This is a genomic window from Paraburkholderia elongata, from assembly GCF_013177735.1.
GTDB lineage: Bacteria > Pseudomonadota > Gammaproteobacteria > Burkholderiales > Burkholderiaceae > Paraburkholderia > Paraburkholderia elongata.
In genome coordinates this window covers 77,070-99,206 of record NZ_WOEZ01000245.1, presented here as the reverse complement: position 1 = coordinate 99,206, position 22,137 = coordinate 77,070, and the positions used below count along the sequence as shown (strand labels likewise).

The 22,137-nt window shown below is 62.4% G+C and carries 18 protein-coding genes and 1 pseudogene; 6 read left to right on the top strand and 13 right to left on the bottom strand.

Annotation, left to right across the window (positions count from 1 at the left end; translation table 11 throughout):
- Window position 1: 1 nt before the first annotated feature.
- The 3 genes from GNZ13_RS42185 to GNZ13_RS42175 are packed head-to-tail and all read right to left on the bottom strand — an operon-like array spanning window position 2 to window position 2,601.
- A complete protein-coding gene (locus GNZ13_RS42185) occupies window positions 2-1,072 on the bottom strand; it encodes an MSMEG_0568 family radical SAM protein (RefSeq protein WP_172163201.1) in 1,071 nt (356 codons plus the stop codon).
- The gene (locus GNZ13_RS42180) at window positions 1,065-2,099 is read right to left on the bottom strand and encodes a Nit6803 family nitrilase (protein WP_172162965.1); all 1,035 of its coding nucleotides are present in this window, start codon (window positions 2,097-2,099) and stop codon (window positions 1,065-1,067) included. The genes GNZ13_RS42185 and GNZ13_RS42180 overlap by 8 nt, the downstream gene beginning before the upstream one ends.
- A gap of 19 nt (window positions 2,100-2,118) precedes the next feature.
- The gene (locus tag GNZ13_RS42175; RefSeq protein WP_172162962.1) at window positions 2,119-2,601 is read right to left on the bottom strand and encodes an MSMEG_0572/Sll0783 family nitrogen starvation response protein; all 483 of its coding nucleotides are present in this window, start codon (window positions 2,599-2,601) and stop codon (window positions 2,119-2,121) included.
- Between the two features lie 349 nt (window positions 2,602-2,950).
- Here GNZ13_RS42175 and GNZ13_RS42170 point away from each other — a divergent pair.
- The 3 genes and pseudogenes from GNZ13_RS42170 (at window position 2,951) to GNZ13_RS42160 (ending at window position 8,044) form a co-directional block, all read left to right on the top strand.
- Window positions 2,951-4,343 (top strand): annotated as a pseudogene (locus tag GNZ13_RS42170) (aminotransferase-like domain-containing protein).
- Between the two features lie 296 nt (window positions 4,344-4,639).
- Window positions 4,640-6,439, top strand: a complete 1,800-nt coding sequence (locus GNZ13_RS42165; protein ID WP_172162956.1) for a methyl-accepting chemotaxis protein — start codon at window positions 4,640-4,642, stop codon at window positions 6,437-6,439.
- Between the two features lie 21 nt (window positions 6,440-6,460).
- Complete coding sequence (locus tag GNZ13_RS42160) at window positions 6,461-8,044, top strand: methyl-accepting chemotaxis protein (RefSeq protein ID WP_172162953.1); 1,584 nt, start codon at window positions 6,461-6,463, stop codon at window positions 8,042-8,044.
- Here the strand turns inward: GNZ13_RS42160 and GNZ13_RS42155 are convergent.
- From GNZ13_RS42155 to GNZ13_RS42145, 3 genes are all read right to left on the bottom strand, one after another.
- Window positions 8,041-8,421, bottom strand: a complete 381-nt coding sequence (locus tag GNZ13_RS42155; RefSeq protein WP_172162950.1) for a DUF5594 family protein — start codon at window positions 8,419-8,421, stop codon at window positions 8,041-8,043. The genes GNZ13_RS42160 and GNZ13_RS42155 overlap by 4 nt on opposite strands.
- A gap of 481 nt (window positions 8,422-8,902) precedes the next feature.
- On the bottom strand, window positions 8,903-9,091 hold the full coding sequence (locus GNZ13_RS42150; RefSeq protein ID WP_172162947.1) for a hypothetical protein: 189 nt from the start codon (window positions 9,089-9,091) through the stop codon (window positions 8,903-8,905).
- A 194-nt stretch (window positions 9,092-9,285) separates the two neighbouring features.
- Window positions 9,286-10,194: a LysR family transcriptional regulator gene (locus GNZ13_RS42145; protein WP_172162944.1), complete on the bottom strand. Its 909-nt coding sequence runs from the start codon at window positions 10,192-10,194 to the stop codon at window positions 9,286-9,288.
- Window positions 10,195-10,350: 156 nt separating this feature from the next.
- On the opposite strand from GNZ13_RS42145, the gene GNZ13_RS42140 reads away from it, so the two are divergent.
- The 3 genes from GNZ13_RS42140 to GNZ13_RS42130 all read left to right on the top strand — a co-directional run bounded on the left by GNZ13_RS42140 (window position 10,351) and on the right by GNZ13_RS42130 (window position 14,922).
- Window positions 10,351-12,471, top strand: coding sequence for a 3-hydroxyacyl-CoA dehydrogenase NAD-binding domain-containing protein (locus GNZ13_RS42140; RefSeq protein ID WP_172162941.1), 2,121 nt, complete (start codon window positions 10,351-10,353; stop codon window positions 12,469-12,471).
- Window positions 12,472-12,570: 99 nt separating this feature from the next.
- Complete coding sequence (locus tag GNZ13_RS42135; RefSeq protein WP_172162938.1) at window positions 12,571-13,779, top strand: acyl-CoA dehydrogenase family protein; 1,209 nt, start codon at window positions 12,571-12,573, stop codon at window positions 13,777-13,779.
- A gap of 12 nt (window positions 13,780-13,791) precedes the next feature.
- On the top strand, window positions 13,792-14,922 hold the full coding sequence (locus GNZ13_RS42130; RefSeq protein WP_172162935.1) for an acyl-CoA dehydrogenase family protein: 1,131 nt from the start codon (window positions 13,792-13,794) through the stop codon (window positions 14,920-14,922).
- Window positions 14,923-15,078: 156 nt separating this feature from the next.
- On the opposite strand, the gene GNZ13_RS42125 is transcribed toward GNZ13_RS42130, so the two are convergent.
- The 7 genes from GNZ13_RS42125 to GNZ13_RS42095 all read right to left on the bottom strand — a co-directional run bounded on the left by GNZ13_RS42125 (window position 15,079) and on the right by GNZ13_RS42095 (window position 21,989).
- Window positions 15,079-16,065 carry an NAD-dependent epimerase/dehydratase family protein gene (locus GNZ13_RS42125; protein ID WP_172162932.1) on the bottom strand — a complete coding sequence of 329 codons (987 nt, stop codon included), beginning with the start codon at window positions 16,063-16,065 and terminating at the stop codon, window positions 15,079-15,081.
- A gap of 139 nt (window positions 16,066-16,204) precedes the next feature.
- Entirely contained in the window at window positions 16,205-16,936 is a 732-nt protein-coding gene (locus GNZ13_RS42120; protein ID WP_172163198.1) for an ABC transporter ATP-binding protein, read from the bottom strand.
- A gap of 67 nt (window positions 16,937-17,003) precedes the next feature.
- Window positions 17,004-17,750, bottom strand: coding sequence for an ABC transporter ATP-binding protein (locus GNZ13_RS42115; RefSeq protein ID WP_172162929.1), 747 nt, complete (start codon window positions 17,748-17,750; stop codon window positions 17,004-17,006).
- On the bottom strand, window positions 17,747-18,730 hold the full coding sequence (locus tag GNZ13_RS42110; protein WP_172162926.1) for a branched-chain amino acid ABC transporter permease: 984 nt from the start codon (window positions 18,728-18,730) through the stop codon (window positions 17,747-17,749). Before GNZ13_RS42110 ends, GNZ13_RS42115 begins: the two co-directional genes overlap by 4 nt.
- 1 nt (window position 18,731) lies before the next feature.
- A complete protein-coding gene (locus GNZ13_RS42105; protein WP_172162923.1) occupies window positions 18,732-19,595 on the bottom strand; it encodes a branched-chain amino acid ABC transporter permease in 864 nt (287 codons plus the stop codon).
- Between the two features lie 44 nt (window positions 19,596-19,639).
- Complete coding sequence (locus tag GNZ13_RS42100) at window positions 19,640-20,821, bottom strand: ABC transporter substrate-binding protein (protein WP_172162920.1); 1,182 nt, start codon at window positions 20,819-20,821, stop codon at window positions 19,640-19,642.
- 64 nt (window positions 20,822-20,885) lie between these two features.
- Entirely contained in the window at window positions 20,886-21,989 is a 1,104-nt protein-coding gene (locus GNZ13_RS42095; RefSeq protein ID WP_236001929.1) for a porin, read from the bottom strand.
- Between the last annotated feature and the right edge of the window lie 148 nt (window positions 21,990-22,137).

The window sequence follows — 22,137 nt, the reverse complement described above, 5'->3', positions numbered from 1 at the left end:
ATCACTCCTCGTACGATGACAGCGACGAACACGCGCCGCATTTGCCACAACCCGCCTTGATATCGATGGAGCGCATCGCGGCAGCATTCAGCATTGCACCGAGCGGTTGCAGAACCGACTTCATGAATTCAGGCGTGGGCGCCGGATGATCTTCGAGCGGCGTACCGCTGATGGGCACGAAGGGCACGACGAACGGATAGACGCCGAGTTCGATCAATTCGCGCGACGTCGCCAGAATCGCCTCCGCACTATCGCCGAGACCGGCGAGTATGTACGTACTCACCTGGCCGCGCCCAAACACGGCAACCGCCGCTTTGAAGGCCGCCATGTAGCGCGCCAGCGGCACACTCGCTTTGCCCGGCATGATGCGTTCCCGCAATGCAGGCGTCACCACTTCGAGATGCATGCCGAGCGTATCGATGCCGCTCGCTTTCATGCGCGCGAACCAGTGGTCGTCGTCGGGCGGCTCGCATTGCGCCTGGATCGGCAGATCGACCGCCGCTTTGATGGCGAATGCGCTTTCGCACAGAATCTGCGCGCCGCGATCGGATGTGGGCGGCGTGCCGGTGGTCAGCACCATATGCTTGACGCCGTCGAGCAACACGGCTGCGCGCGCCACTTCGGCCAATTGCTCCGGCGTTTTGCGCGCAATCGTGCGGCCTGCCGCGAGCGACTGCCCAATCGCGCAGAACTTGCAACTCTTGCGACGGCTCTCGTAGCGGATGCAGGTTTGCAGCACCGTCGTGGCCAGCACGTCCGCACTGTGCAACGCGGCAATGTGCGAGTAAGGCACACCGTCGAGCGTCTGCATGCCGTAAAAGCGCGGTGCTTTGGGAAAGCTGATATTGGCAATCGGAATCGTGCCGCGCAGCAACGCGCTCGATCCATTTGCATTCGGCGTCTGCGCGACGAACGGCGAGTGCCATGCGGTGCTCGTATGCACCGGCACCATGATCGTCACGCCGTCGACCGTGACCGCCTTGTGGTCCGAGGGCCCCGCGCCGCCACGCCGGCTCGCGGCGCCCGCATCCGGAGACACGAGCCGCAAGCCGGCCGACTGCAATTCAGTCATCAATTGCCGGCTCGCTGCCGACAGTGTCTCGCTGGAGTTCATCGCACCATCCCTCGTTTGAATTAAAGCCGGTGCTCGAAGCACTGGACCAGGCCGGCATCGGCGCGACGGTTTCCGCCGGCCGCCGGTTGATCGCAAGACTGAGCAATTCAGGCCGCGCGTAGTGGCCGACCGAATCCATCATGCGTTTGCGCTTGGTGATCAGGCTCATGTCGAGACCGGCAATCACCATGCCCTCGCCCTCACGCAGCGGTTGGGCCAGATGCTGTCCTTCAGGCGACACGATTGCGGTATTGCAGCCGCCGCGCAGCGCCTTCTGCAAATTCGTATCGGACGTAACGGACGCAATCTGCGCTTCGCTCAGCCAGCCCGTTGCATTGACCACGAAACAGCCCGACTCCAGCGCGTGATGCCGGATCGTCACCTCGATCTGCTCGGCGAAGACCGGCCCCACCAGCGAGCCGGGAAACTGGCTGCAATGAATCTCTTCGTGCTGCGTCATCAATGCATAGCGCGCGAGCGGGTTGTAATGCTCCCAGCAGGCGAGCGCACCGACGCGCGCCACCGCCGTTTGCGCGACTTTCAAACCGGCCGCGTCGCCCTGCCCCCAGATCATCCGTTCATGAAACGTCGGCGTGATCTTGCGGCGCTTGAGCAGCAGTTGGCCGTCCACGTCGAAGATCAACTGCGTGTTGTAGAGGCTGCCGTGATCGCGCTCGTTGACGCCGAGCACCACCACCATCCGATGCAAACGCGCCCGTTCGGCCACCGCTTGCGTCACCGGGCCCGGCACGATCACGGCTTCCTCATAGAGCTTCATGTGATCGGCGCCGGAAGCAACCGGCGGACGCACGAAAGAAAAGTATGGGTAGTACGGCACGAAGGTCTCTGGGAACACGATCAGCTGCACGCCTTCACGCGCCGCTTTCTCAATGGCCTCGCATACCTTCTCGAGGGTGCCGCCGCTGCGTTCGAAGTCCGGTGAGATCTGGACTGCGGCCGCACGCACGATGCGTTTGTCGGACATAGTGGTCACCCGCCTCTCGTCAAACCGTCCACGTGTGGATGATCAGCGCGTTGTCCTTGCGATGAAGCAGCTGGATATCAAGCACGTCGAGCGGACTGATCGGGCGAATGCCTTCGATCAGCGATGCCTCGCCGTGCCCGTACAAGGCTTGCAAGGCGAAGCGGCAGGCGTACACCTTGCCGCCCTCTTCCATGAACTTCATCAGTTGCTTGTTGAAATTCAGATGGCCGGGGAACGCTTCGTCGCCGAGCGTTGGAAAGCCGCGTTGCAGACCGAGCGTGACACCTGGTCCATAAAGCAGTACCGACGTTTCGAAGCCTTTGCGTTGCAAACGCGTGGCCTGCAACATATTGACGAAGCCGATCGAACCTTCGAACGCGACCGTGTGAAAAGTGACGAGCGCCTTCTCGCCAGGTTCGGCCTTCACGTCTTCAAAGACTTTCTCTTCGTAGTCGACAAGGTAGTCACCTTTCTGATGCAACGGTTTGTTGACGGCTGGCATGACACTCTCCGATCAGGTTTGCTAATTAAAAGATGGCGCGTTCAATGTGTGCGCGCTTCTCTTAACGCAACGGCCGTGCCATTGATCGGCTACGCAAATGCGATCAATCAGCAATCAATTCGGCCTCGATTCGACATGCGACGCGAAAATTTCTTTGGCGCGAAGGTTGCATACAGCCGAGGCGTCGCGAGCAACCGCCCTCAACCCCGCGATATCGCACCAGCCGGGTGCGGTTTGCCGATAAGGACGTGTCGGCGTGGTGCACTCATTCACCACGGACGATCAATCCGATCATTGATCGCATTCAAATCCGATCAATGCTCACCACCTCCATCCGAAGCCCAACGCAATGAGCAGCCCGACACATCACTGGATCAAACGCCTCGCCGACATCCGCAAGCCGGCCTACCTCGCGATTCCCGATCTGATCGAAGAAGATCTCGCCACCGGCCGCCTGCGTCCGCGCGACCGCTTGCCGGGACTGCGCGATCTGGCCGAAGCACTCGCGCTGAACTACACGACGGTGGCACGCGCGTATGCGGAAGCGCGCAAACGCGGCCTGCTCGATTCGCGCGCCGGTCAGCGGCACCTTCGTGCGCGGCCGCACAGCGACCTTGCCGCTGACCGGCGGCAGCAGCATCGAGATGTCGATGAACACGCCACCCGAGCCGCCCGACTACGCTGCTCGTCTGCGCGATTCGGCGGCCCGCCTGATGAGCGACAGCGATCCCTATCAGTTGCTGCGTTATCAAGACTTCGGCGGCTCCGCCGCCGACAAGGACGCGGGCGCCGAATGGCTGAAGCGGCGCGTACCGAATTGCGCCGCGCAGAACGTGCTGGTGTGCCCCGGCATCCATAGCGCGCTGGTGGCGCTCGTCTCGCAGTTGGCGCGGCCCGGCGGCACGATCTGTCTCGACGCGCTGGCTTACCCCGGCATCAAGGCGATTGCCGCGCAACTCGGCGTGCGTCTGCAAGCCCTGCCGCGCGACGACGAAGGCCCGCTCGCCCACGCATTCGAAGCGCTCTGCAAGACCGACAAGCCGAGCGCGTTCTATTGCAATCCGACGCTGCAAAACCCGAGCACGCTGACGCTCACGCACAAACGGCGCGAGGCGCTCGCCGACGTCGCGTTGCGCTACAGCGTCCCGATCATCGAAGACGATGCGTACGCGATGTTGCCGCAAAGTGCGCCCGATGCGCTCGCGAGCCTCGCGCCCGAACTGACTTACTACGTGACGGGTTTATCGAAGAGCCTCGGTGCGGGTCTGCGGGTCGCGCATCTGCACGCGCCGACTGCCAGACAAACACAACGTCTCGCCGGCGCATTGCGCGCGACGACGGTGATGGCGAGTCCGTTCACGGTCACGCTTGCGACACAATGGATCGTCGACGGCACCGCGCTCGATATGCTCAACGCAATCCGCAATGAATCACGCGCACGCCAGGCGATTGCATCGCGCATGCTCGAAGCGTGGCCTTACGAAGCGCATCCGGACGGCTTTCATCTGTGGTTGCCGGTGCCGGTGGAAAGCGGCTGGAGTACTTCCGAACTCGCATTGCAACTGCGCAACCAGGGCATCGCCGCGGTTGCGGGGGCGGCGTTTTCCACCGACGGCAATCCGCCGAACGCAATGCGCGTGTGCCTCGGTGGCTCAAAGACGCGCGACGAATGCGAAGAGGCGCTGCGCATCGTGGGCGAGACGCTCGATCACCCACATCATCTGCATTCTCCGGTGATGTGAAATCATCCGCCTGCATCGGTACATAGCGTCACATAGCGTCATACCCACCATTATCGTCATACGAATACGGCGCCCCGCAACCATTGCCAAGGCGCTGTTTCGGCATCCATTGAAAACCCCGCATCGCGCGAGAAAGTGTGTAGCATCGCGGCGCGCCGCCACAAGCGGCGTTGCCGGCCGCCGTCAGAAACTGAAAGCATTACCCGCTCAAGTCCCCACTGCCCAGGCCGTATACCGCGTATGAGGCCCCCGCCTCACCGACAACGGTTCACTGCTTACTCCGAAAGACTCCCGACATGTTCTCCTCCATTCGCGCGCGCATCGTCGCCCTGTGCGTCGCCATCGTTGTGGTCGCGCTCGCTGCTAACGCTGTTCTCAACTATGTCGTCGCCAACTCGTATAACGCCGATGCAATCGAAAGCAGTTTGAACGCTGTCGAAAGCGGTCGTGCAGACGGTATCGAAGACTGGATCGCCTCCAATAGTCAGATGATCAACTCGCTGCAGGACGCCGTGCTACAACCCGATCCGTCCGCCGCGTTGAAGCAGATCGCCGCGGCCGGCAAGTTCACCAACGTGTACGTCGGCTACGCGGACAAGACGGCGAAGTTCTCCGATCCGACCGGCATCCCGCCTGACTACGATCCGACCGGCCGCCCCTGGTACAAGCAGGCCGCCGCAGCCGGCAAACCGGTGGTGACGCCGCCGTATGTGGACGTGGGCACGGGCAAGCTGGTGGTCGCATTCGCCGCGCCCGTGGTGCGCGATGGCGCGGTGAAAGGCGTGGTGTCCGGCGACGTCGCGATGGACAGTGTGATTGCCAACGTCAAGGCGATTCATCCGACACCCGCGAGCTTCGGCATGTTGATCGACGCGAGCGGCCATATCGTCGCGCACCCGGACGCCAAGCTAACCTTGAAGCCGGCGTCGGACCTCGCACCTGCTCTCATCGGCGACAAGCTCGCCGCGCTCTTCAGCACCGAGCACCCTGTCGAAGTCGACGTAAACGGCAGCACGAAGCTGCTGCGCGCCGAGGCCATTCCCGGCACCGACTGGTACGCGGTCGTCGCGCTCGACAAATCGGAAGCGACCGCGGGCATGCGATCGCTGTTGACCGCCTCGGTCATCGCCTTGATCGTGATTGCCGCTATTGCCGCCGCAATCGTGGCCGCGGTCACCGCCGTGTCGTTCCAGCGTCTCTCGAAAGTACGCGACGCGATGGACGCGATCGGCTCGGGCGAAGGCGATCTGACACAACGTCTGCCGGCCGCCGGCAACGACGAAGTCGCGCAGATCGCGCGCTCGTTCAATACCTTCATCGACAAACTCAGCCACGTGATGCGCCAGATTCGCGACGCCAGCGAATCGGTGCGCGTGGCCGCGAATGAAATCGCCGCGGGTAACGTCGATCTGTCGGGCCGCACCGAATCCGCTGCGGCCAGCCTGCAACAGACCGCTGCGTCGATGGAAGAAATCACCTCGACGGTCACGCAGTCGGCCAGCGCCGCGAAGCAGGCCGACGATACCGCCGTGTCCGCATCGCAGGTCGCTTCGCGTGGCGGCGTGGTGATCTCCGACGTGATTACGACGATGGGCGAGATCGAACAGGCGTCGGTGAAGATCTCCGACATCATCGGCGTGATCGACGGCATTGCGTTCCAGACCAACATCCTCGCGTTGAACGCGGCGGTTGAAGCGGCGCGTGCCGGCGAACAGGGCCGCGGTTTCGCGGTGGTGGCCGGCGAGGTGCGCAGCCTCGCGCAACGCAGCGCGCAGGCCGCGAAGGAAATCAAGGCGCTGATCGAAGCGACCGTGGCGAGCGTGACCTCCGGCTCGGGCCAGGTCCGCCAGGCCGGTGAGACGATGACGGAGATCGTCAACAACGTCGCCAACGTGACAACCATCATTTCCGAAATCACCCAGGCAGCCAACGAGCAAACGCGCGGGATTCAGGAAGTCAACCGCGCGGTCAGCCAACTGGATGAAATGGTTCAGCAGAACGCCGCACTGGTCGAGGAATCCACGGCGGCGGCCGCCGCGTTGCAAAGCCAGGCCGTGAGTCTTGCCACTGCCGTCACGCAATTCAAGCTGGACTAAGGTACGCCAAAGGAAATCGCAGTGACGTTCTATAGAAATCTGAAGATCGCTGTTAAGTTGGCGCTGCTCGGCGCGGTGCTGCTTGCCGCGACGATGGTGGTGGGTCTGGAAGGCTGGCACGCACTGTCGAATACCCATGCGTTGCAAATCCAGTCCGCGCAAACGCTCAGCCAGTATGCGCAAGCTGCCGACACGGCACGCGTCGCGCAGGTCGAATTCAAGAAGCAGGTTCAGGAATGGAAAGACCTGCTGCTGCGCGGGGCTGATCCGGCTGCGTTCGCCAAGTACCGTGACGCCTTCAGCAAAGAAAGCGGCACGACGCACTCTGCCTTGCTGCGACTGAAGGATCAACTGAGTGCATTGGGCGCTAACGTCGACGGTGTCGACAAGGCGCTCGCCACGCACGCCTCGCTGCAGGACAGCTACCTCGGCGCGCTCAGCCACTATGACGCGGCCGATCCGAATACGGCACACGTTGTCGACGGTTTGGTCAAAGGTATCGACCGCGCGCCGACCGCCGCTATCGACGGTATTGTCGCCGCGGTGATGCAGCAGGCGCAAGACTCCAACGTGCGCACGGGCGATGCCGCAGAACGCGCGTACACGCTCGCCTGCGTGCTGCTTCTATCGGTCGTGATCTGCTCGCTGGGCGTGGGCACGTTCGCAATCTGGTTCCTGAGCCATAGCATCACAGTGCCGGTCAGGCAATCGGTCGGTGTCGCGCAAGCGGTTGCGGCAGGCGATCTGCGCGCCGACGTCGCCGTGGTGAGCCGCGACGAAACCGGCCAGTTGCTGGTCGCGCTCAACGAAATGAATCAGCGCTTGCGGCATATCGTCAGCGAGATTCGTGAAGGCGCGAACACGATTTCGTCAGCGACGCAGGAGATCGCCGCGGGCAACCTCGATCTGTCGGCACGCACCGAACAACAGGCCGCGTCGCTCGAAGAAACCGCCGCCTCGATGCAGCATTTCACCGACTCGGTTCAGCGCAACGCCAGCAACGCACGCGAGGCCACCACGCTCGCGCAAACCGCGGCGCAAGCGGCACGCGACGGCGGCGTCGTGATGACCGATGCGGTGCGCACAATGGGCCAGATCGACGCGGCGTCCAAGCGTATCGTCGATATCATCGCGGTGGTCGAAGCGATTGCCGCGCAGACCAATATTCTGGCGCTCAACGCGGCTGTTGAAGCGGCGCGTGCCGGCACGCAAGGGCGCGGCTTCGCGGTGGTCGCGAGCGAAGTGCGCAGTCTGGCTCAACGCTCGGCCGATGCCGCGCATGAGATCAAGGCGCTGATTCACGAGTCGGTCGCCACGATCGACGCCGGCACGCAGTTGATCAACCATGCAAGCAATACGATGGACGGCGTGGTGCAAAGCGCGGGCAGCGTGACGCGCATCGTCGAGGCGATCGCGACGGCCAGCGTCGATCAGGCAGCGGGCATTGCGGAAGTGAACGATGCGGTCACGCAGATGGATCAGGTGACGCAGAGCAACGCGGCTTTGGTCGAGCAGGCGGCTGCGGCTGCCGATGCGGTGCAGAGCAAGGCATCGGGTTTGGTGCAAAGTGTGAGTTTCTTTCGGATCGGTGCGGCGGCGTCTTAAGAGCCGAAATCGAGGCCGCCGATCAATACCACCGGCTCGGCCTGGGTGTGCGAGAGAAAATCCAGTTCGCGTACGTGGCGCCAGGCTTGGAGCTTGCGCGGCAATGCAGCCAGATAGCTGGTGAAGCGCGCTGGGCCTTCTGTGCCCATTAGACGTTCGATTTCGTCGCTGTCCCAGGTGAGGAACAGATTCAAGGGGTATGGGTAGTGGCCCAGGCCTTCGAGCGGTGCTGCGTGGATCCGTACGCGGGTGGGGTGGCCGTGGCCGCCGTAAGGCAGTACTTCGGTGTGGACAGTGGTGGCGAAGCATGCGGCGATTGCCTCGGCGATGCGGGGCGCAAACTGGTCATCGAAACGGGCGGCACTCTCTGGGCTCATCTATGTCTCCGACGTTTTTCGCAACGAGCGAAGCATCGTAGCATGCGGGACTGGCCGCGTTCGCTGATGAGGCGGGGTGTGTGTATACCGTTCGGCAGGATTCTGTGCATCTTGCGCGAGTTGCGAATCCTTGATCTGGATTTCTTGGCCTTTCCTTGAATTCTTATTGGTTTATTAGCGTCGCCCCTGTGCGGGGCAGGCACTTACTTTCTTTGCCGCCGCAAAGAAAGTAAGCAAAGAAAGCGGCTTCCCACCGCTAATTCTTAAGCGGGTCCCCCGCGCAGTTGCGGTAGTGGTACATCTGGAATCCGTGCCCTCGCACATTCGACGTTAGTGACAAAGGATTCATCAGCTCCCACTCCGCACTGCGTGCGTCGCGGATGGGTTTGCCACGGAAACCAGCGGGGTGGGTCAGCACGGTGGGCACGGGCGGTCGCCGTCACCGGCATAGTCGGCACGAGCGAATGCAAGGCGTGCGTGCTCACCCCGCGCGTTTGTTTCGTTGCGCGCGATTTGCGCGCCAGCGAATCAAGAAGCTGATCAGTACGGCGAAGCCCGCGGTGGCCGCGTAGCCGGCGAGGCGAATGGCTTCCTCGCCCGGAAGACGCGAGACCAACACAATGACAATGGCGATTGCAAGCAGAGCGAGAAATGCGATTGTCCATTTCATTTCCGTCTCCCCTGAAGTTTGATGTGCTACCAGGCGCACGGCTATCTCGCCGTTTTGTTAAGCATACCCGTGAGTGAGGCAACGGTGCTGGTGCTGCTTTCTTCTGCACGCCAACGCGGTGAGTCCATCCTTGCTCCGTTCCCCTGCCGCGCACAGACCATCAGCGCGCCGAAGAAAAATTGCTTCATTGCAGCTCAAGCTGCGACCCCTCTTCCACTTCCGCGCGCCTGTTCCAGAATGAACTCGATAAAACTCGCCGCCGCCCGCGTGTGATGGCGATTCGGCATATAGAGCATGTACATATTCGTACCGAAGATGCTTAAGCGCCATTCATCGAGCGCCGTCACCACATCCCCACGACGTAGGTCGTCCTGCACCACGTAATCGGGCACCAGACCGACGCCCAGGCCGGCCAGCACCGCCTGGCGCAAGAACAGAAAGTTCTCGGAAATAATCGTCGGCTCCAGCAGCACTTCGTGGCGCTCGTCGCGCAGATAAGCCGCCAAGCGCAACTGCCTGCCGACCACCGCCGACGTAATCAACGGTGCCGTGCGCAGATCATCGAGCCGCACTGGCATACCACGGTTTTCGGCAAACTCCGGCGAAGCGCAGGCAACGTATCGCACCGGCCCCATGTCGCGCGCGACGAGATTCTGCGGCGGTTCGGACATCACCCGCACCGCAATGTCGACCTCGTCGCGCATCAGATCCTCAACGCGATTCTCGAACATCACATCCAGCACGATGCCCGGGTAAAGACGCTTGAACGCGATCAGCCAATCTGACATCACCAGCTGCCCGTAGCCGCTCGGCACACTCAATCTCACCCGCCCCTGCAAGCTCTGCCCAAGCGTGGTGACCGACTCGCGCGCGGCCAGCAGCGCGTTCTGGATCGTGCGGCCATGCTCGTATAACTGCAGACCGATTTCGGTCGGCTCGACCCGGCGCGTGGTGCGCCTCACCAGTTGCAGCCCGATCGAGCGCTCCAGCTGGTTCAAGTGGTAACTCACGTTCGCACGGCTCATTTTCAGCCGGCGCGCGGCTTCGCTCAGGTTGCCCGCATCAAGGATATCAACCAGCAGGGTCAGCGAATTGACGTCCATAACATGGCCTTTGTCAAAATAATTTTGACAGTCTGTCAATGGACTATGCAATTGTCAATAAACCTTGACCAACCGACAATCGGAGAATTCGCCAGACCCGATGTGCCTTGATCTGCCCCGATTTGGCCCGGTAACAAACAGTCAGGAGACGACACGATGACCCTCACCCCTTCCGCCGACGTTGTCATGCGCGAATTGCGCGGCAAAGTCCTGCTAGTCACGATCGACCACGCGCCAGTCAACGCCTTGTCCGCCGACGTGCGGCGCGGCCTGCTCGCCGCCATTGAAGCCGCGGATGCCGACAAGGCCGTCGAAGCGGTGCTGATCGTAGGCGCGGGGCGAAACTTCATCGCGGGTGCGGACATTCGCGAGTTCGGCAAGCCGCCGGTGCCGCCGTCGCTGCCGGACGTGTGTGACCGCATCGAGGCGTGTGCGAAGCCGGTGGTGGCGGCCATTCACGGCGCCGCGCTCGGTGGCGGTCTGGAAGTGGCCCTCGCGGCGCACTACCGGCTCGCGGTGGATGGCGCGAAGCTCGGTTTGCCCGAAGTGCAACTCGGCCTGCTGCCGGGCGCAGGCGGCACGCAGCGTACGCCGCGCCTGATCGGCGCGCAGGCCGCCCTCGACCTGATCCTGAGCGGCCGCCACGCCGGCGCGAAAGAAGCGCTCGCGCTCGGCCTCATCGACCGGCTCGGCAGCAGCGACGATATCCTCGCTGAAGGACTCGCCTATGTGCACGAACTGCTGGCCGCTCACGCGCCCGTGCGGCGCGCTCGCGATGCCGCAGCGCTGAGCGACCGCGCCGCGAGCCTCGCCGCCGTCGCCGCGGCTCGCGCGGAAACGGCGAAGAAATCGCGCGGTCTGTTCTCCCCGCTCAAAATCGTCGATGCCGTAGAAGCCGCCGTAGAACAGCCTTTTGAAGACGGCCTGCGGCTCGAACGCAAACTGTTCCTGGAATGCATCGACAGCCCGCAGCGTGCCGGGTTGATTCACGCGTTCTTTGCCGAACGCGAAGTGCTCAAAGCGCCCGAAACACGCAGTGCAAAACCACGCGCGCTGAACAAGATCGGCGTGGTGGGCGGCGGCACGATGGGCGCGGGTATCGCCGTCGCGGTGCTCGATGCAGGCTTGCCGGTGACGATGATCGAACGCGACGACGCGTCGCTCGCACGCGGCCGCGCGCACATCGAAAAAGTCTACGACGGCCTGATCGCCAAAGGCCGCATGAGTGCGCAGAAGAAAGCCGACGTGATGACGCGCTGGCATGGCAGCACCTCGTACGACGCACTCGCCGACGCCGATCTGGTGATCGAAGCCGTATTTGAAGACCTGTCGGTGAAAAAGGCCGTGTTCGCCGAACTCGATCGTGTCTGCAAAGCCGGCGCGGTGCTGGCCACCAACACGTCGTATCTCGACATCGACGCGATTGCGGCCAGCATTTCACGCCCCGCGGACGTGATCGGCCTGCACTTCTTCTCCCCCGCCAACATCATGAAGCTGCTGGAAGTGGTGGTGCCGAAGCAGGTCAGCGCGGACGTGGTCGCCACTGCGTTCGAACTCGCGAAGAAGCTGCGCAAAACGCCGGTGCGTGCCGGCGTGTGCGACGGTTTCATCGGCAATCGCGTGCTGGCGGTGTATCGCAGCGCGGCGGACGCGATGATGGAAGACGGCGCGTCGCCCTATCAGATCGATGCGGCAGTGCGTGCGTTCGGCTTCCCGATGGGTCCATTCCAGGTGGTCGATCTGGCGGGCGGCGACATTGGCTGGGCGACGCGCAAGCGGCGCGCCGCCACGCGAAACCCCGAAGCACGCTACGTGCAGATCGCCGACCGTCTTTGCGAACGCGGCTGGTTCGGCCAGAAGACCGGCTGTGGTTTTTATCTGTACCCCGAAGGTTCGCGCACCGGCACGCCGGACCCCAAGGTCGAGGCCATCATCGAAGCCGAGCGTGAACGCGCCGGTGTCACGCCACGCACTTTCACCGACGAAGAAATCATGCGCCGCTACATGGCCGCGATGATCAACGAAGGCGCCAACGTCGTGCATGAAGGCATCGCACTTCGGCCGCTCGATGTCGACGTGACCTTCCTCTATGGCTACGGCTTTCCGCGTTATCGCGGCGGTCCGATGAAATACGCCGATACGGTGGGCCTCGCCACGGTTCTCGCGGACATCCGCGAGTTCGCCAAAGAAGACCCGCTGTTCTGGCAAGCGTCGCCGCTGCTGGTCGAACTGGTTGAGCGCGGTGCCGATTTCGCGAGCCTCAATCAGTCAGCTTGAGACGGCACGTCATTTGGAGCATTCTCGGCCGATGGCGGCCTGATCGCCCGTCGGTCCACCGGTTCGCTGACCCATTGAATATCGAGGAAAGAACCCGCTATGGATCTGAACTTCACACCTGAAGAAGAGGCTTTTCGCACCGAGGTGCAGCGTTTTTTGCGCGACAAGCTCCCGCAGCGTCTCGCCGACAAAGTACACGGCGGCCGCCGCCTCACGCGCGACGACATGGCCGAGTGGCACGCGATTCTCAACGCGCAAGGCTGGCTCGCCAATCATTGGCCGACTGAGTACGGCGGCCCGGGCTGGAACGCTGTGCAGAAATTTATCTTCGAGAATGAATGCGCATTGGCGGGCGCACCGCGTGTCGTGCCGTTCGGCGTCAACATGCTCGGCCCGGTGCTAATCAAATACGGCAACGAGGCGCAAAAACACCACTGGTTACCGCGCATTCTCGATGGCTCGGACTGGTGGTGCCAAGGCTACTCGGAACCGGGCGCGGGCTCGGACCTCGCCTCGGTCAAGACCACCGCGGTACGCGGCAGCGACGCGCAAGGCGAGCACTACATCGTCAACGGCCAGAAGACGTGGACCACGCTCGGCCACTACGCGAACATGATCTTCTGCCTCGTGCGCAGCGCCACCGACGTGCGCAAGCAGGAAGGCATCAGCTTCCTGCTGATCGACATGAATACGCCAGGCGTCGAAGTGCGCCCGATCATCACGCTCGATGGCGAGCACGAAGTCAACGAAGTGTTTTTCACGGACGTACGCGTGCCCGTCGAGAACATCGTGGGCGAAGAGAACAAGGGCTGGACCTACGCCAAATACCTGCTCACGTATGAACGCACCAATATCGCGGGCGTCGGCTTCTCGGTGGCCGCGTTTAATCGGCTGCGCAAGATCGCCGCGAAACAGCAGCGCAACGGCCGGCCACTGGCGGATGATCCTTCGTTTGCCGCACGCATGGCGCGCGTCGAGATCGATCTGGAGAACATGAAGACCACCAACCTGCGCGTGATCGCGGCGGTGGCCGGCGGCGGCGTGCCGGGCGCAGAGAGTTCGATGCTGAAGATTCGCGGCACTGAGATCCGCCAGGAAATCTCCTCGCTCACACGCCGCGCGATGGGGCCGTATGCGCAGCCGTTCGTCGAGGAAGCCTTGTACGATGGTTTCGAAGGCACACCAGTCGGCCCCGACGAAGCGGCGAGCGCCGCCTCGCTTTACTTCAACAACCGCAAGCTGTCGATCTTCGGCGGCTCCAACGAAATCCAGAAGAACATCATTTCCAAAATGATCCTGGGACTGTAAGGGGCACACGCCATGAATTTTCAGCATACCGAAGACCGCCGCATGCTGGCGGATACGCTCAACCGTTTTGTCACTGAGCAATACGGCTTCGAAACGCGCGACCGGATTGCACGCTCGGCGGAAGGCTTCAGCGCCGACCTTTGGAATCGATTCGCAGAACTCGGCATTATCGGCGCGTTGTTCGACGAAACGGAGGGTGGCTTTGGCGGCGGCGGCTTCGATATCGCGGTCGTCTTCGAGAGTCTGGGTCGCGGGCTCGTGGTCGAGCCGTTTCTCGATACGCTAGTCGTCGGCCAGGCGATCACGCGTGGCGGCAATGAAACGCAAAAGGCTGCGCTTGCCGATTTGATCGACGGATCCCGGATCGTTGCGCTCGCGCACGGCGAGCCGGAAGGCCACTACGAACTATCACGCGTGACGACTCGCGCAGAACGCAACGGCGGCGAGTGGAAGCTGAATGGCGCGAAAGCGGTCGTTCAGCAAGGCGAGAACGCTTCGCTCTTTCTCGTCTCCGCGCGCACGGACGGTGCCGACGATGAAGAAGCCGGCATCACGCTCTTTCTCGTGCCTCGCGACGCCGCGGGTGTCAGCGTGCGCGGCTATCGCAAGATCGACGGCGGCCGCGCGGCCGAGGTCTCATTCGACAACGTCACACTGGCCGACGACGCATTGCTCGGCACGGCCGGCGAAGGTTTTGCGACGCTCGAATACGCGATCAGTTGCGGCGTGCTTGCCTTGTGCTCCGAAGCGGTCGGCGCGATGGACGTCGCGAAAGACTACACGCTTGAATACTTGCGCACACGCAAGCAGTTCGGCGTGCCGATCGGCAGCTTCCAGGCATTGCAACATCGGATGGCAGACCTGCTGCTTGAGATCGAGCAGGCGCGATCGGCGGTGATCAACGCGGCTGCCGCGCTTGGGGCTGAGCGCACCGTGCGGGAACGGGCGGTTTCGGCGGCGAAATACAGTATTGGCAGGATTGGGGCACTAGTCGCCGAGGAATGTATTCAGTTGCATGGCGGTATCGGCATGACGTGGGAGTTGCCGCTGGCTCACTATGCGAAGCGGCTCGTGATGATCGACCATCAACTGGGGGATGAGGATCATCACCTCGAGCGGTATATCGCGCTCGGCAGAGGTTGAAACCTGGTTTCCAGCCTTTCTCCGAATCAGCGCCGCTATGGCGGTTTGCCAGCGGCGCTGCCCTCGCCCGTTTCAACATCCGGTTCGGCGGCTCTGGGCGAAGAAGACGATCACCTCGGCGTGTTCAAGACAGTCTTCCGTCCTTCTTCCTTGACGTCACATCTCGTGGGTGCGCAGCCAGTCGGCGTACTCCGCAATCGCGCGCTCCATGGAATATCTCGGCGCATAGCCAAGTTCGTGGCCGATGCGCGAAATGTCCATGTAGAAGTTGCCCATGCTCACCTCGCGGCCCGGACCGACCTCCGACGGCTGCGCCGCGGGTCGCAGCCGGATCTCGAAGCCGGGAATCGCCTTCTCCACGGCGCGCGCAATCTCCCCATAGCTCGTTGCACGTCCGCTCCCGAGGTTGTAGATATGGTGCTGCAATGTCGGCGCTCGAACAATGAGGCCCATGCCGTATGCGATATCTTTCACGTACGTCTGGTCGTAACCGTCGCTCTCCACAGGCACCCCGCCGCCCTTTGAAAAATCAGGCGTGGCTCCAGAAAGGCCCGCCTTGATGAGGCGACTGGGCAGGTTGAGGAACGTGCGATAGGCGGGTCCGAACATGCCGCTGCATCGCACGGTCACGATGTTCAGACCTTCCTGGCGCCGGTACAAATTGGCGACGACCTCGAGCGTCTTTTTGGCCCACGACTGCACGATGAAGTTGTCGTCGTCTTCCTGCAGGGGCACCGGCATGTCCTCCTTCAAAGGCATGCATTCGGGGCCAAGCCCCCAATAGGCATCCGACGAACTGGTGAGCACGACCCGCTCGACGCCGTTCAGCTTCGCTGCCTCGAGCAGGTTCAGCTCCGCAGTGACACGCGCTCGTACTTCAGCCGAAGGCGCCAGCAGCTTTGGCGCATATCCCGAAGTGTCGACGACGACCTTGGGTTTGTACTTCGCCACCACGCCCATCACCGCGTAGGGGTCCGTAAGATCGAGATACTCGACGAACGCCTGCTTGCGCTCAACGGCGTCCGCCATGAGCAGCGGTGCGTGTCGCCGCATGCCTGTGACGACCACACGCTCGCCGTTCTCGATAAGATCGAGGGCCGTGTGCTGTCCGAGCATACCGGTGCCGCCGAATACGATGATCATAGCTACCACTCTTCCTATAGATTGGGTTACCGCCGCGAGTCGAACGGCGACATGTCGACGAAAGGACGCGCTTCGAACTCCTGCGGGCGACGGTTCGAGCGCAGAAGACGCGACTTCATCGATAGAATCAACATGCGGGTCAAGCGGAGACGCCAAGAAGGCGGTCCATCAGCCGCGGGTTGCCGAGTAGTTCGCTACTCAACCCGCTGTGCACGACGCTGCCGTGATCGATCACGGCGCAGCGCTCCGAGTGGGCAAGTGCGAGGTCGAACTTCTGCTCGACCAGCACGATCGTCATATCGCTTTGGAGCTGCATACGATCGATGGCAGTGAGCATCTCCTGCACGATCAGAGGGGCGAGCCCTTCAACAGGCTCGTCGAGCAGGAGCAGTGACGGGTTGGTCATCAGGGCCCGTCCGAGCGCGAGCATTTGCTGTTCGCCGCCGGAAAGCTGGTTGCCGTAGTTGCGTCGACGCTCCTCGAGCCGGGGAAACAGGCTGTAGACGCGCTCAGTGTCCCACGTACCCTCGCGGTGCACGACGGTCAGGTTTTCCTCGACGGTCAGCGATGAAAAAATCTCTCGCTGCTGCGGCACCCAAGCGATGCCGTGGCGATTGCGCAGATGCGCAGGCAGGCCGTCGATGCGCTTGCCATCGAACCAGATCTCGCCCGCATGGTGTGTCGTGAGGCCGATAATCGATTCGATCAGCGTGGTCTTGCCGACGCCGTTGCGGCCGATCACGACCAGCGTTTCCCCACGGTGCACCGAGAGGTCCAGGTCGTGCAGCACGCGGGCGGGCCCATAACCTGCGCACAGCCCGCGCAACTCAAGTAGCGCCCGCTTCGATGCCGCGGGCTCGTACCTCTCCATGCCGGGCGCGCTCGCATTCGCACTCGCGCTGGCGCCTGTCGCGGCATCGGGCGAGACGGTCATATCCTTAGCTTCCAAGGTAAGCTTTCCTCACGCGTTCATCCGCACGCACTTCGTCGGGCGTTCCCTGAGCGATCATGTCGCCACCTGCGAACACCGAAACGCGATCGGCATAACGAAACACAAGGTGCATGTCGTGCTCGATGAAGAGGACCGTCGTCTCGCCCGCCAGGTTCGACAACTGGTCGAAGAGTGCCACGCCCTGAGCAGTGGACAAACCGGCGGCCGGTTCGTCGAGCAACAGCACGCGCGGCCGCATGGCGAAGGCGAGCACAACCTCGAGCACGCGCTGCTCACCGTACGACAGCGTCTGAGTAGGGGTGAGCGCGGCGTCAAGCAGGCCGAAGCGATTGAGTAGCGCAGACGCTTCATCGATCTGGCTCGTCATGCGGCTGACAGGACGCCACGATGGGCGCGCGAGTCCTTGGCGTTGACACAGCGCCAGCACCACGGACTCCAAAGGGTTCAGTGCGGGGAACAGTGTATTGATCTGAAACGTACGCACGAGACCGTACCGCACGCGCTGATGCGGCGTGGTATCCGTTACGTCGCGGCCGTCGAGCAGTAGATGCCCCGCCGTTGGCTTGAGCAAGCCTGTCACCAGGTTCACGAAAGTGCTCTTACCCGCGCCGTTCGGCCCGATGATCGCGTGGCGCTCGCCGCGCCGCATCGAAAAATTCAGCCGGTCGAAGATTTTCAGCCCGCCGAACGCCATCTTCAGGTCTCTCGTCTGCAGCACAATATCGGCGCTCATGCCCGCCTCCCTCGCAATTGCTCCACACGGCCGACAAGCGTGGGAAGCACGCCCTTGCGGAACGTCGCTACGATCAGCACCAGCAACAGCCCGATCCAGAAGTACCAGTAGATCGGGTTGAACGCCGATAGCAGGTCGCGCAGCAAGATGAACACCGTCGCACCGATGAAGCCGCCGTACAGGATGCCGGTACCGCCTATCACAAGCATCACCAGCACGTCGGCCGAACGCGTAAACGCCAACGCTTCGGGCGACACGAACTGGCCGGCCTGGGTTAGCAGCGCACCCGCAATCCCAGCTAGCATGGCCGACAGGCCGAATACGACGGTGACGTCGTGCTCGATCGGCGTGCCCAACATGATCATCCGGCGCGGGTTCTCTCGCGCGCCGAGCAGGGACAGTCCGAAGGATGATTTCACGAGGGCGCGTACCCCCAGGAAGCACAGCAGCACAACGAAGAATATGTACAGGTAGGCGGTGCGGCCGATCATGTCGAAGCGGAACAGGCCGAGTACGGGGGCGATCTCGATGCCTTGCAACCCGTCATCCCCGCCGGTGAGGCCCGTGGAGCGATCCACGAAGTCGAACAGGATCATGTTGAGGCCGAGCGTGACCATCAGCAGGCCGACGCCATGCAACTTGCGCACGATGCGACCGGTCACGAGCCCCGTAAGCCCCGCTGTCAAGCCCGCTATCAACAAGCCACTGATCGGCTCGGTCCAGCCGTGCTGGCCGAGAAGGCCGGCCGTATACGCGCCGATCCCGAAGAAGGCCGCGTGACCGAGCGACGGGATGCCCCGGTAGCCGAGCAGCAGATCCAGCGAGAGCGCAAATAGGCCCCAGGCCAGGATCTGCGACAGCAGCACCAGGTTGCAGCCCGGAATAAAGAAAAGGCCGAGCCAGGCGGCCCAGAATACGAGTTCCCAACGGCTCACGCGGGAGCGCGACCGGAAGTAGCCAGCGATGTCAGGACGAGTCATGTTAGACCTTCTTGCCGAGCAGGCCCTGCGGTCGCCACAACATGACGAGCACCGTCAGGACATAGATGGACAGGCCGGCGGCCTCGGGCAGGTAGTACTTGCCCACGACGTCGGCCACGCCGATAAGCACCGCTGCGAGCAGCGTGCCGAAGATGTTGCCCGTGCCGCCAACCGAGACGACGATCAGCACGTAGACCAGATAGCGCAGCGGGAAGTTGGGATCCAGGCTCAGCAGGTTCGCCGATAACGCGCCGCCGAGGCCAGCCAACCCGCCACCCAACGCAAAGGTCAACGAGAAGACCGCCCCAGTGTTCATTCCGCAACCGGATGCGGCGCGGCGGTTGTCGACGCATGCCCGCACCTTGGCGCCGAACCGTGTGCTCTCGATCCCCAGCACCATTGCCATCGCGATGAGCACGCCCGCGACAATCAGGAAGATGCGGTAGCGCTCGAGGTCGAGCCCGAACACGTGCGCTTGCCCACTGAGCCAGGCCGGCACCGAGACCGGCCGGAATGATGGCCCCCAGATGAAGGCCACCGACGAGATCGACATAAAGACCAGGCCGAGCGTCAGTAGTACCTGGGTTAGATCGTCGGCCTCGTAGAAGTGGCGCAACACCAGCCACTCCAGAACCGCGGAAAACGCTCCGACGGCAACGAATGCGAGTGGCAGGCTCGCCAGGAATGGAATGCCCAGCACATTCATCGCGCTGACCATCACGTAGCCGCCGAGCATCGAGAAGCTGACCTGAGCCAGATTCATGAACTGCATCATCCCCATCGTGACGGACAGGCCGACGGCCATGACGAACAGCAGTGCACCGTAAGATAGCCCGTTGAACAGCAGGGTCACAATAGTCGTCATAGCTGCTCTCGAGTTTGGAGTGGTCGTTGTCTCATCGCTACCGATCACTTCGCCGATACGTCCTTGAAGGTCTCGATTTCGACGTTCTGCAACGCCCCGTCGCGCTTATCGACACGGCGGATATACACGTTCTGCGTGACGTCGCCGGAGACCCTGTCGATGGCGAGAGGTCCGCGCGGACTCTCGATCGAGCGGCCCTTCACGAAGGCCATGAATTTGTCGGCGTCGAACGGGGCATTCTTCTGCGCGGCCATGCCGTCGTAAATCAGCCTCATGGCGTCCCACACGGCGACGCTTCCAGTTGTGACGCGCGGCGTCTTGCCAAACTCGGCTACGTAATCGGTCACGAACTGCTTGTTGGGTGCGGAGTCGTGCGCCGTGGAATAGACCCCTGCGGTCACGAGGCCGACGCTTGCATCACCCGCCGCATCGATGACGCTCTCGTCGCTCATGTCTCCCGTCCCGAGCAACTTGATGTTGCGGCTCTTGAGGCCGGAGTCGGCGTAGGCCTTGAGGAACTGCGGCACCAATTCGCCGATCGGGAAGAAAGCGAACACAGCGTCGGGTTGCGCATCCTTGATGCGCTGCATGTAGCTGGAGAATTCCGGGCTGCGCAGCGGCACGCGCGCCGTGCCGGCAACCCGTCCGCCGAGATCGGTGAACGTCCTGGTGAAGGTAGTCTCCGTGTCGTGGCCCGGTGCAAAGTCCGCGACCACGATAAACGGGTTCTTCACGCCGTTCTCATGTGCCCACTGCGCTATCGGCCGCACGGACTGCGGGATAGAGAAGAAGGTCCGCACGTAGTACGGCGAGCGCGCGACGATACCCTGCGTCGCGGCGCCGGTAATGAACGTCGGAACCTTACCTTCCGTGACAAGCGGCGCGACCGCCAGCACGTTCGGGGTGAAGTCCGGCCCAATGAGGACGTTGATCTTGTCGCGCACGATGAGTTCCTGCACAAGGCGCTTGACCACTTCCGGGTTCGGGCCGGTCGTGTCGCGCTTGACGAACTCGATCTTCTTTCCGCCGGCCGTCGTGCCGTTCTTCTGCTGGAACAGCTTGATGACGTTGTCCGCGACCTGCCCCGTCATCCCGGATGCGCCCGAGTAGGTGAAAAGCAGGCCAATCTTGACGGTCTCTTGCGCTCGGGCCGGGCTCATGAAGGCGAGGCCCGAGGCGGCCGCACAGGCGAGCATGGCGAGCGCGAAACGAAAGCTGCGACGCATGGATGTCTCCGTTGGAGCAAGAAAGAGAGGCAATCTGATTAGAGGTCGAGCTTCGGCTGACCATTTAGAACTGGTGGCGAATACCCACCATCGCACCCGATTGATTCACCCCGGGCAATGGCGAGGAGGCGGGTGGGATCACGCCGCCGTCAATCGTGAACGCTGCATTGCGCTGGTTGAACACACGCCCTGCGGTGACGTATACAGAAGTGCGCTTGGACAATAAGTACGTCGCGCGCGCTGCGAACAGGGAGGCTCCCGCGGAACTCCCGCCGTTCACCGATATATGTCCGAACTGGGCGTCAAGGGCGATTTGTGGCAGGACGAAATAGGTCCCGCCAAGCCACCAGTAGTTGCTGACCGCGTCGAAAAGGGTCGGCGTCTGCGCCCCGTGATTGATTCGGTGGAGAAATCCCGCACCGATAGTCGAGGTACCAAACTTCACGTAGCCGTCGATGACGGCACGTGTATCAGTTTGCGAGCTACGCGGCAGGGGCGAGCCGACGCCGCCACCACCGTAGTTGCGGTCGAAGGCCGTCGCGATGCCCCATGTCGCCGCTTCATATTTCACCATGGCAGATATCGACTTGCAGGCCCGCCAGTCCGTCGGCGACTGCCCGGCACATCCTCCGGCCTCCGCGGGATCCACCCCGTCACGCCCCAACGAATACGTTGCACCCACGGTCAGCCCCGACGACGTGAAGGAGTAGGCGACGGCGTTGTCGAGTCGCGGTTGAGCCAGGTACGGGTCCAGATCACCGGCGGCATAGACATTCGGCCCCATCGTGTCACCCGGCAAGGCCCAATAGATCTGAGAGTATTGCCGGCCCAGGGATAACGTCCCCCACCGCCCTGCAAGCCCGACATAGGCCTGCCTGCCGAATAAACGACCACCCTGATTCAGCGCGCCCGTTGACGGGGCGAAGCCCGACTCCAATACAAAAATCGCGCTAAGACCACCACCCAGATCCTCCTTGCCACGGATACCCCACCTTGAGGGTATCGATCCCGTGAGCGACGGCACACGCACCACGCTGGACTTTTGACGACCGACGTTTGTCACGTACTCAACGCCGGTATCGATAATCCCATACAAGGTGACAGAGCTCTGTGCCTGGGATACTCCCGGCGCACATACCGCAAGAAACGCGAGTCCTCCCCCAATCATCCGACGCCACGAAAAGCCACCCCCCGTCCGACTCAACTGTGAACCCATCATCTGTCTCCGTTTGGTTATGTGCTTCCGTGGAAGATAATTTTTGATCATCTTCCATGTCAAACTATTTGCTGTCGGGAGTTACCCGAACCCGGCGCTT

Excerpts from the sequence above, each read along its gene's own strand:
- GNZ13_RS42120 (WP_172163198.1), bottom strand. The coding sequence starts at position 16,936 with ATGGAGAGGTACGAGCCCGCGGCATCGAAGCGGGCGCTACTTGAGTTG.
- GNZ13_RS42180 (WP_172162965.1), bottom strand. The coding sequence starts at position 2,099 with ATGTCCGACAAACGCATCGTGCGTGCGGCCGCAGTCCAGATCTCACCG.
- GNZ13_RS42165 (WP_172162956.1), top strand. The coding sequence starts at position 4,640 with ATGTTCTCCTCCATTCGCGCGCGCATCGTCGCCCTGTGCGTCGCCATC.
- GNZ13_RS42115 (WP_172162929.1), bottom strand. The coding sequence starts at position 17,750 with ATGAGCGCCGATATTGTGCTGCAGACGAGAGACCTGAAGATGGCGTTC.
- GNZ13_RS42110 (WP_172162926.1), bottom strand. The coding sequence starts at position 18,730 with ATGACTCGTCCTGACATCGCTGGCTACTTCCGGTCGCGCTCCCGCGTG.
- GNZ13_RS42150 (WP_172162947.1), bottom strand. The coding sequence starts at position 9,091 with ATGAAATGGACAATCGCATTTCTCGCTCTGCTTGCAATCGCCATTGTC.
- GNZ13_RS42140 (WP_172162941.1), top strand. The coding sequence starts at position 10,351 with ATGACCCTCACCCCTTCCGCCGACGTTGTCATGCGCGAATTGCGCGGC.
- GNZ13_RS42125 (WP_172162932.1), bottom strand. The coding sequence starts at position 16,065 with ATGATCATCGTATTCGGCGGCACCGGTATGCTCGGACAGCACACGGCC.
- GNZ13_RS42095 (WP_236001929.1), bottom strand. The coding sequence starts at position 21,989 with ATGATTGGGGGAGGACTCGCGTTTCTTGCGGTATGTGCGCCGGGAGTA.
- GNZ13_RS42145 (WP_172162944.1), bottom strand. The coding sequence starts at position 10,194 with ATGGACGTCAATTCGCTGACCCTGCTGGTTGATATCCTTGATGCGGGC.
- GNZ13_RS42185 (WP_172163201.1), bottom strand. The coding sequence starts at position 1,072 with ATGACTGAATTGCAGTCGGCCGGCTTGCGGCTCGTGTCTCCGGATGCG.
- GNZ13_RS42130 (WP_172162935.1), top strand. The coding sequence starts at position 13,792 with ATGAATTTTCAGCATACCGAAGACCGCCGCATGCTGGCGGATACGCTC.
- GNZ13_RS42105 (WP_172162923.1), bottom strand. The coding sequence starts at position 19,595 with ATGACGACTATTGTGACCCTGCTGTTCAACGGGCTATCTTACGGTGCA.
- GNZ13_RS42135 (WP_172162938.1), top strand. The coding sequence starts at position 12,571 with ATGGATCTGAACTTCACACCTGAAGAAGAGGCTTTTCGCACCGAGGTG.
- GNZ13_RS42100 (WP_172162920.1), bottom strand. The coding sequence starts at position 20,821 with ATGCGTCGCAGCTTTCGTTTCGCGCTCGCCATGCTCGCCTGTGCGGCC.
- GNZ13_RS42155 (WP_172162950.1), bottom strand. The coding sequence starts at position 8,421 with ATGAGCCCAGAGAGTGCCGCCCGTTTCGATGACCAGTTTGCGCCCCGC.
- GNZ13_RS42175 (WP_172162962.1), bottom strand. The coding sequence starts at position 2,601 with ATGCCAGCCGTCAACAAACCGTTGCATCAGAAAGGTGACTACCTTGTC.